Raw genomic sequence first — 8,356 nt, forward strand, 5'->3', positions numbered from 1 at the left:
TGCTGAAAAAAGGGGTGAAGCTGATCAAGCCGCTGCTGGTGACTGTCTCCTTGTTGATGTCTGCCAAGCTGGTGTGGAGCCAGTATCCGGAGCTGTTTGCCTGGATCTGATGTGCGCCTTGCTTGCCGCATCGAAATTGTTAACGGGGCCCTTGGGCCCCGTTGTCATATCTGGTGTTTTACATGGCTAGCGCGGCGTGTCGCTGCGGTGGCGAAAGTGTTGGTGCAGGGCGCTCACCAGCCTGGCGATCCGCTCTCGCTTTAGGCTGTTTGGCCGGTAGACCAGATGCAAGGGGCGGCCCAGCCCGGGCAGTGGGCGGGCCATCTCCCCCTGTTCTCCCACCAGCCCCAGCAGGCCAGCGGGGAGCAGCACAGGGCCAATGCCCGCCTTGGCGAGTTCGATGAGCGCCAGATAGGAGTCGAGCTCCATGGCGGGCTCCATCCCCAAATCTGCCAGCGGTTCGCGCAGGTAGCGGTTGGAGGGGTTCTCCAGATCCATGGTGAGGATCTTGCGCCTGCTTTCTGCGCTGGCTGGCGGCAGGCTCTGCTGCGCCTCGCCAACCAGATAGAATGGCTCTTCCAGTAGCAGGTCTGCGTCGAGGCCATGGCCGGGCGGGAGCCGACCGGCGCAGATGCCGAGCAGGGCATCACCGCTGCGCACCCGCGCCAGAATGACCGGCGTGTGGTGGGTGGAGAGGGCAAGGTGGGGATCGCGCTCCAGATAGTCGCGCATAAAGTGGGCGAGATAACCCGCCAGCAGGGTTTCGGAGCAGGCGATGGGGAGGGGGCTCTGATCCGCCAGATCCTGACTATCGGCAAGCACCCCCTTCATCTCTGCCAGACTCGGGGCCACTCTCTCCAGCAGCTCCTGCGCCTGCGGGGTGAGGCGGATCTGGCGCCCCTCCGGCTCGATCAGCTTCTTGCCAAGGCGTTGCTCCAGCTGGGCAATCCGCTTGCTCACCGCCGACTGGCTGATATAGAGGCGACTGGCCACCTTGGCCATGGTTCCTTCACTTGCCAGCAGACTCAGCGTCTCCAGCCCTTCCAGTAACATCTTGCCCTCTCGTGTCGCCATCATGCCTATCGAATGACGCTACCTTAGGGGCTGACTGGCTCAGGAGCAAGGGTCGTTTGCTGCCTTGGCCGGTCGAATGCGCCACTCGCTCAAGGGCGGAGCGAAGATCACCAGATTGCCGATGAGGCTGATCACTACTCCGGCCACCGAGACCGGCTGCCAGACAAAACCTTCGTAAAAGGTGGAGAGGGTAAGCGCCACCAACGGAAAGAGCACGGTGGCGTAGGAGGCCTTGCTGGCACCGATGCGCCCCACCAGGGTCAGGTAGGCGGTAAAGGCGATCACCGAGCCAAACAGGGCGAGGTAGACCATGGCCGCCAGATAGTGGCCATCGGTCGGCACCACCAGTTGCTGCCCGAGCAATATGACCCAGCCCAGCAACAGCAACACGCCGTAAACCATGCCCCAGGGCACCAGTTGCAGTACGTGGTAGCCGTGGCGTTGGCCTCGTGCCGAGACCAGATTGCCCAGCGAAAAGCAGAGGGTGCCGCCGCAGGCGAGCAGCAGCCCCTTCCAGCCGTTTGTACCCAGTTGCGCATCTGCCAGCACTGGCCAAAACAGTAGCAGGGTGCCAAAGAGTCCCAGCAAGGAGCCTTGCAGCCAGCGCAGGGTGGGGCGCTTGCTCTCGAACAGCCAGAGGTTGAGGCCGTTGAAGATGCTGGCACTGGCGAAGATCACTGCCGACATGCCGCTCGGGATATAGCGGGTGGCGTGGTAGAAGCAGAGAAAGTTGGTGGAAAAGAGCAGGGCACCGAGCAGTGCGGCGTAACGCTGGCCGTGCCAGGGGAGGCGTGGAAAGCGGCCGCTGGCGGTGAGCAGGGCAAACAGCGCCACCGCCGCCAGCAGGAAGCGGTAGAGCACCGACACCTCGATGGGAATGGGGCCAAGTTGCCAGGCGATGGCAATCCAGGTGCTGCCCCAGATAAGCACGGTGGCAAGATAGAGCATCAGGTTCATCACAGTTCCGGTGAGTCAGGGAGAGATGACCCACTATGGGGCGAGCCCTGATGGCTGGATTGCACCATCTTGCGGTTTTTCATCGTCACGCGCTGTCATCCGCGGGCGCGGTCGGTAAGATGGATGGCAGCGGCATAACACTTACATCAAAACAGTTGGCAGGGGCGAATGAAAACAGCAGGGGTATTTGACGCACTGGTCAGCACCGGCGCCCGGCTGGAGGACGCCTGCTGGTTCGAACCCGGGCTTGGCGTCGCCAGTTGGCGCAACTGCTATGACCAGACCCGCTATCACAAGCCGGGCCACCACACCATGAGCGTCTATCTGCAAGGAGGCGAGCAGACCGAGCGACTCGATGGGCCGGGTGGCCACGGTGGCACCGGCAAGGTGTGCATCATGCCGGATCACCACAGATCCGAGTGGCTGGTGCGCGAAGAGTTTCGCTTCTTTCATCTCTACTTCACCCCGGCTCACCTCACCCGTATCGCCGAGGAGGCGTGTGACAAGGAGGGGCGCCACCTGCAACTGATGGACAAGACCTTTATCGACGATCCGCAGGCGGCTTCGCTGGTGCAGCGCCAGTTGATGCAACTGCAGTGGCAGCATGGGGTCGATCGGTTGGCTCTCTCCCACGGCGCCTGGGTGTTGATCCTCCACGCCTACCGCCACCACACCGAGGAGGCTCCCGGTTTGCCGCCTCTGCGCGGCGGGCTGGCGCCCGTGGTGATCAAACGGGTGCAGGAGTATCTGCAGGCCCATCTGGCTGACTCGGTCACGCTGGCTGAGCTGGCGCAGCAAGCGGGGCTGAGCGAGTATCACTTTGCCCGCATGTTCGGCCAGAGTCTCGGCTGCCCGCCCCACCGCTATCTGCTGGGGCTGCGGCTCAAACGGGCCAAGCAGCTGTTGGCTGGCCCCGAGCCGCTGGCCAACATCGCCAGTCAGTGTGGCTTTTCTTCCCAGGCCCATTTCGGCAATCGTTTTCGCGAGGCGTTTGGTTTGACGCCGGGGCAGTGGCGGGCGCAATTGTCATCTTCTCGTCACAGATAACCCTGAGACTTTGGGCAAAAGAGGTGTACTCTCTACCACTTATCCATTGAAAGGAATGCCCATTGAATTATCGCAAACGTCAAATCCGTACCCGTCATCTCTGGTTCAGCCACTGGAATGCCCCGCAAGATCGCACCGCTGTTGTTACCCCTCCCGAACCTGCAGTGCCTCACAGTTCACGTTGAAATCCCCCCGCCTGCGATAGGATTTTTCCGGTAATTTTGCCACTATTGCCCCATCACAATGATGTGGACATGGCTGGATGTTTCTGGAACGTATTGAAGTCAAAGGTTTTCGCGGTATAAATCGCCTGTCGCTCGGGCTGGATCACACCACAGTGCTGATCGGCGAGAACACCTGGGGTAAATCGAGCCTGCTGCGCGCCCTCTGGTGCCTGCTGGGGCAAAATGCCGAGCCCTATCAGTTCACCGCCGAGGATTTTCACCAACCGGAAGATCCCGAACTGGCGCCGGCACGCCACCTGCAACTGGTGCTCACCTTCAGTGAGCACAGACCCCAGATGTGCCAGCACTCCCGTCGCCTGGCTCGTCTCAGCCCCTCCTGGGTGCTGCATAAAGACAAATTCCACCGTATTCACTATCGCGCCAGCGCCGAGCTGCAGGCGGATGGTTCTGTGCTCACCATGCACGACTTTCTCGACGGGGTGGGCAAGAGCCTGCCCATTGCCAATGCTCATGAGCTGGTCTCCATGCTGATCACCATGAACCCGGTGTTCCGGCTGCGGGACGCCCGTACCGCTCGCACCGGGGTGGAGACATTGCAGTGGGGAGATCTCTCCGAGCATCGCCTGAGCGAGCTGGCGGACAAGCTGATCGACGAACCCCAGCGGATCGGCGAGCCGGAGCTCAAAGAGGCGTTGCAGGCGGTGCGCCAGCTGATGGATCACTACTTCAACGCCTTGGCCCCCATCAAGAACAAGCCGCGCAGTCAGCGTGACATCATCAATCGCCCAATGACATTGCGCAATCCGGGCAACCTTCATACCCTGCTGCGCCGCGCCGATAACCGTGCGCTGCAGTTGGCGATGGCGGGGATGGCGGCTACCTTGTTGCAGGCTCGTGGCAACCGCGAGCTGGAGGAGGGGGCTCGCCCCATCATGATCCTGGAGGACCCGGAGAGCCGGCTGCACCCAACCATGCTGGCGCTGGCGTGGGGGCTGCTGGAACAACTGCCGGGTCAGAAGCTGCTCACCACCAACTCGGGAGACTTGCTCTCTTCCCTGCCACTCAATCAGGTGCGGCGGCTGGTGCGCCGTCAGCAGGATATCCTCTGTCACCAGCTGGGTGGCGAGCGTTACAGCAGCGACGATCTGCGCAAGATCGCCTTCCATGTGCGGATCAACCGCCCCATGTCGCTGTTTGCCCGTTGCTGGCTGCTGGTGGAGGGGGAGACCGAGATCTGGCTGCTCTCCGAGTTGGCGCAGATCTGTGGTTACAGTCTGCGGGCCGAAGGGGTGCGGATCATCGAGTTTGCCCAGTGCGGCCAGTCGCCGCTGATCAAGGTGGCGCGGGACTTTGGCATCGAGTGGCACCTGCTGACCGATGGCGACGAGGCGGGGCTAAAGTATGCCACCTCGGCCCGTGGCCAGCTCAAGGGCGAGCGGGAGCGGGACCGATTGACCCAGCTCCCTGCCGCCGACATCGAGCACTACCTCTATCACAACGGTTTTGAAGCTGTGTTTCGTCGCGAGGCCGGGGTGGGCGGGCGCGCCATGTGGAGCGCCAGTCACATCATCAACAAGGCGATCCATCACCGCAGCAAGCCGGGAATGGCGCTGGCGGTGGTGGAAGAGGCGGAGCGGCTCGGCGCCGAGCATATTCCGCCGGTGATCCGTCAGATGTTTGCCCGGGTGGTGGCGCTGGCCCGCGGTCAGGGCTAAAGCCAGCGCTGCATCCCGTCCCTATGGACATGGCTGCCAGCAGGGCGCCCTTCAAGGTGGGCCCCGCTGGCGGCAAATTGCCCCGGATTGTTTGCCCACGATTGTTTGTCGCGATTGGGGATATCCGCCGGTTTGGGTATACTCGCCCCTCTCTGGCGCCCCGGTGGCGCACCTCGAATCTTTACTGCTGGAGGCGTCGTGTTCGTCCAACTCCCTTTTTGGCTCTTTCCCCTCACCGGATTGATGGCGCTTGGCGCCCTGATCGCCCTCGGTATCGTGCTGTGGCGCGGTGATATCTGCCCTGGCCAGCGCTCGCGCATCAGTCAGCAGCTCTTCTCCATCTGGGTTATTACCGCACTCTCTCTGATGCTGGCGGTCGAGGCCAAGGCGGCCAGCTGGCTCATCTGGAGTGGTGGGGCCGCACTGGTGCTCGGGGTTGGCTTGTCGCTGGCCCAGTCACGGCTGGAGGGCAAGCGCTCAGTCCCCTCGACACTGCTCTGGTTACCGGCGTTGCCGCTCGCTCTCTATGGCATCGGGTTGCTGCAACTGCAGGGCTGGGTGAGCGGTCTGCTGCAGATGGCGATGCTGGGAGCTGCCTTTGCTCACCTGATGCTGCTGCGGGCCCGTCATCGTCTCAAGGCATTCAACACCCTGTTGCCGCTGGCCGGTCTGGTGGGGGCGATGGCCAGTCTTATCTGGCTGGCGGTGCTGGTGGGCTGGCAAGGGGGCGATGCCAATCTTGATGCCCTGATCCCGGCGGTGGTGACCCAGGCCGCGCTGCTGGTGGCCTCTCTGCTGCTCTGGTTCAGCCCGCTCTACTTGCAGCGTGATACCGCGCCAGTGGTGGTCTCCACCTCCCTGTGTGGCCTGCTGATCGCCCAGATCGCCGCTACCAGTGTGTTGCACCAGCTGATCTGATACTGGTGCTGAAAAGAGAAAGCCCCGAGCCAACACTCGGGGCTTTTGCATATCTGGCTTGCAGGTATCGCTACTATCAATTCACAGCAATCAATCAGCAACTATCGATCAATAGAAATCGTCGGCCCCGCAGATAAAGAGGCAGCTGCTGCGCGGTTGGGCCAGATATTCGCGGGTCAATCCCTCCAGCGGCATGCCGAAGGTGCAGATATCTTGTGGCGAGGGGAGGGCGGTATCGAGGATCCGCCGCCAGTAGCCGCCGACCCCCTTGGGGGGGCTCGGCAGGTTGAAGGTGAGGGGCTCCCAGTAGGCGTTGAACAGCACATAGAGCGCCAGCTTGGTTTCGCTCGACAGCGCCGACATGGCGATGGCGTGGGAGTGGGGGCTGAAATCCGGTTGCCCGGCGTTGACTCCGTGCCAGCAGATCTCGCTGTGGCGCAGGATCTCGGTGAGCGACAGCGGCATGCTCTCCTGCTCCGGGCGCTGGAACAGGTGTTTGCGGTATTGGATCAGCTCCTTCATAAAGCGGAACATCTCCTGACTGCGGGCATTGGGCAGCCAGTTCATCCAGCAGGTGGCATTGTCCTGGCAGTAGCCGTTGTTGTTGCCCCGCTGGGTGCGCAGCAGCTCATCCCCCATCAGCAGCATGGGGGAGCCCACCGAGAGCAGGGTCGCCACCATCATATTTTTGGCCTGGCGCATCCGCAGGGCGTTGATCTGGGGATCTTCCGTCACCCCTTCGTGGCCGTGGTTCCAGCTGAAGTTATGATCGCAGCCGTCACGGTTCTCCTCCCCGTTGGCCTCGTTGTGTTTGCTGTTGTAACTGGCCCAGTCCCACAGGGTAAAACCGTCGTGGCAGGTCACGAAGTTGATGCTTTTCTCGGGATCGGCGTGGTGATAGTGGTAGATGTCGGGACTGCCGCACAGCCGCTCGACAAAGGCGGTGACGCTATTGTCATCCCCGCGCAGGAAGCGGCGCACATCATCCCGGAACTGGCCGTTCCACTCACGCCAGCGGGCGCCGGCCAGTGACCCCACCTGATAGAGCCCCCCCGCGTCCCAGGCTTCGGCAATCAGCTTGATGTCGGCGATGTTGGGGTCCGTATCTATGGTGCGCAGAGTGGGGGCATTGGCCTGCGGCTGACCCGATTCATCCCGCGACAGAATGGCGGCCAGATCAAACCGAAAGCCATCGACGTGCATCTCCTGACGCCAGAAGTGGAGGCTGTCCATGATCATCCGCAGCACCACCGGATGGGCGCCGTTGAAGGTGTTGCCGCAGCCCGAATAGTTGGTGTCCTTCTGGTTGTTGTCGAGGATGTAGTAGGCCTCGTTGTCGATGCCGCGAAACGAGAAGGTGGGGCCATCATCTCCCCCTTCGGCGGTGTGGTTGTAAACCACGTCCAGGATCACCTCGATATTGGCCTTGTGCAGCGCCTTGACCATGTCGCGAAATTCGGTCAGCGGATCATCGCCGCAGGCGTATTGGGCGTGGGGGGCGAAAAAGGACATGGGGCTATAACCCCAGTAGTTGGAGAGTCCTTTGGGCGCATCCTGAGGATCAAACTGGAACACCGGCAGCAGCTCGACGGCGGTGACACCGAGAGATTGCAGGTAGGGGATCTTCTCAATCAGCCCTAGATAGGTGCCACGCAGCGCCGGATCGACCCCGGAGCTCGGGGACTTGGTAAAGCCCCCCAGATGCAATTCGTAGATCACCGAGCGGGAAAGGGAGTGAGCGGGCAGTTTGTCTCCTTCCCAGTCGTAGTGGCGAGTATCGACCACCTTGTTCTTGGCGCAACAAGCCAGATTGCTGCCTGGACGGGCCGCCGCCCATCGATCGTAATTGGCGCCAAGCTCGATGCTGCGGCCGTAAGGGTCGAGCAACACCTTCTCGGCATCGAAGCGGGTGCCGCCATATGGGCGCCACGGGCCCTGAATGCGATAGGCGTAACGCTGCCCGACCGAGATCCCCTCCACATGGATATGCCAGTAGTAGGCGGTGCGGTTAAGGCGCGGGGATAGGGGGATCACCTCGGGGGTCGCATCGTCTGCGCTTGCGAAGAGCAGCAGTTCGACCCGGCTGGCGAGGCGTGCCCAGATCGCGAAGTTGACGCCGTTACTGTCGGGTGTGGCCCCCAACTGACGGCAGTGACCGGCGGAGATGCGCATATTCTACCTACCCAAAATGAGGAGTGTTCACCTTATTGAGTGTAGTGCCGGATGCCTGGCAAGGACTCGATTGCCTGAAAAAACAGCATGATGCTGCTAATGACCGCACTATTTGTCCGATTAATCTACGAATAAACTTTTTTTGAGATATTTACTTGCAATCTGTGCGCTGGCGCCTATTATTGGCGACCTCAGACGCGGGGTGGAGCAGCCCGGTAGCTCGTCGGGCTCATAACCCGAAGGTCGTCAGTTCAAATCTGGCCCCCGCAACCATCTGAGATCCTGACC

The 8,356-nt window shown here is 61.7% G+C and carries 6 protein-coding genes, 1 tRNA gene and 1 pseudogene; 5 read left to right on the forward strand and 3 right to left on the reverse strand.

The features are described from left to right. Positions 1–110, forward strand: a pseudogene (locus tag DBR30_RS22815) (TSUP family transporter); the annotation flags it as partial. Positions 111–186: 76 nt separating this feature from the next. On the opposite strand, the gene DBR30_RS07175 reads toward DBR30_RS22815, so the two are convergent. After that, on the reverse strand, positions 187–1,053 hold the full coding sequence (locus tag DBR30_RS07175; protein ID WP_108540958.1) for a LysR family transcriptional regulator: 867 nt from the start codon (positions 1,051–1,053) through the stop codon (positions 187–189). A gap of 60 nt (positions 1,054–1,113) precedes the next feature. Beyond that, positions 1,114–2,031 carry a DMT family transporter gene (locus DBR30_RS07180; RefSeq protein WP_108540959.1) on the reverse strand — a complete coding sequence of 306 codons (918 nt, stop codon included), beginning with the start codon at positions 2,029–2,031 and terminating at the stop codon, positions 1,114–1,116. Positions 2,032–2,199: 168 nt separating this feature from the next. Between DBR30_RS07180 and DBR30_RS07185 the strand changes: the two genes are divergently transcribed. From DBR30_RS07185 to DBR30_RS07195, 3 genes are all read left to right on the forward strand, one after another. Then, positions 2,200–3,078 (forward strand): helix-turn-helix domain-containing protein, encoded by an 879-nt coding sequence (locus DBR30_RS07185; protein ID WP_108540960.1) that lies wholly within the window; start codon positions 2,200–2,202, stop codon positions 3,076–3,078. A 262-nt stretch (positions 3,079–3,340) separates the two neighbouring features. Further along, positions 3,341–4,978 carry an ATP-dependent endonuclease gene (locus tag DBR30_RS07190; protein WP_108540961.1) on the forward strand — a complete coding sequence of 546 codons (1,638 nt, stop codon included), beginning with the start codon at positions 3,341–3,343 and terminating at the stop codon, positions 4,976–4,978. A 198-nt stretch (positions 4,979–5,176) separates the two neighbouring features. Continuing rightward, complete coding sequence (locus DBR30_RS07195) at positions 5,177–5,896, forward strand: hypothetical protein (protein WP_108541331.1); 720 nt, start codon at positions 5,177–5,179, stop codon at positions 5,894–5,896. 108 nt (positions 5,897–6,004) lie between these two features. Here the strand turns inward: DBR30_RS07195 and glgX are convergent, their stop codons facing one another. Next, the gene (gene glgX, locus DBR30_RS07200; RefSeq protein WP_058058466.1) at positions 6,005–8,068 is read right to left on the reverse strand and encodes a glycogen debranching protein GlgX; all 2,064 of its coding nucleotides are present in this window, start codon (positions 8,066–8,068) and stop codon (positions 6,005–6,007) included. 196 nt (positions 8,069–8,264) lie between these two features. On the opposite strand from glgX, the gene DBR30_RS07205 reads away from it, so the two are divergent. Next, positions 8,265–8,341, forward strand: a tRNA-Met gene (locus DBR30_RS07205). The last annotated feature ends 15 nt before the right edge of the window (positions 8,342–8,356 follow it).

It is taken from the genome of Aeromonas sp. HMWF017 (assembly GCF_003061465.1).
GTDB lineage: Bacteria > Pseudomonadota > Gammaproteobacteria > Enterobacterales > Aeromonadaceae > Aeromonas > Aeromonas veronii.

Excerpts from the sequence above, each read along its gene's own strand:
- DBR30_RS07180 (WP_108540959.1), bottom strand. The coding sequence starts at position 2,031 with ATGAACCTGATGCTCTATCTTGCCACCGTGCTTATCTGGGGCAGCACC.
- DBR30_RS07175 (WP_108540958.1), bottom strand. The coding sequence starts at position 1,053 with ATGTTACTGGAAGGGCTGGAGACGCTGAGTCTGCTGGCAAGTGAAGGA.
- DBR30_RS07190 (WP_108540961.1), top strand. The coding sequence starts at position 3,341 with ATGTTTCTGGAACGTATTGAAGTCAAAGGTTTTCGCGGTATAAATCGC.
- glgX (WP_058058466.1), bottom strand. The coding sequence starts at position 8,068 with ATGCGCATCTCCGCCGGTCACTGCCGTCAGTTGGGGGCCACACCCGAC.
- DBR30_RS07185 (WP_108540960.1), top strand. The coding sequence starts at position 2,200 with ATGAAAACAGCAGGGGTATTTGACGCACTGGTCAGCACCGGCGCCCGG.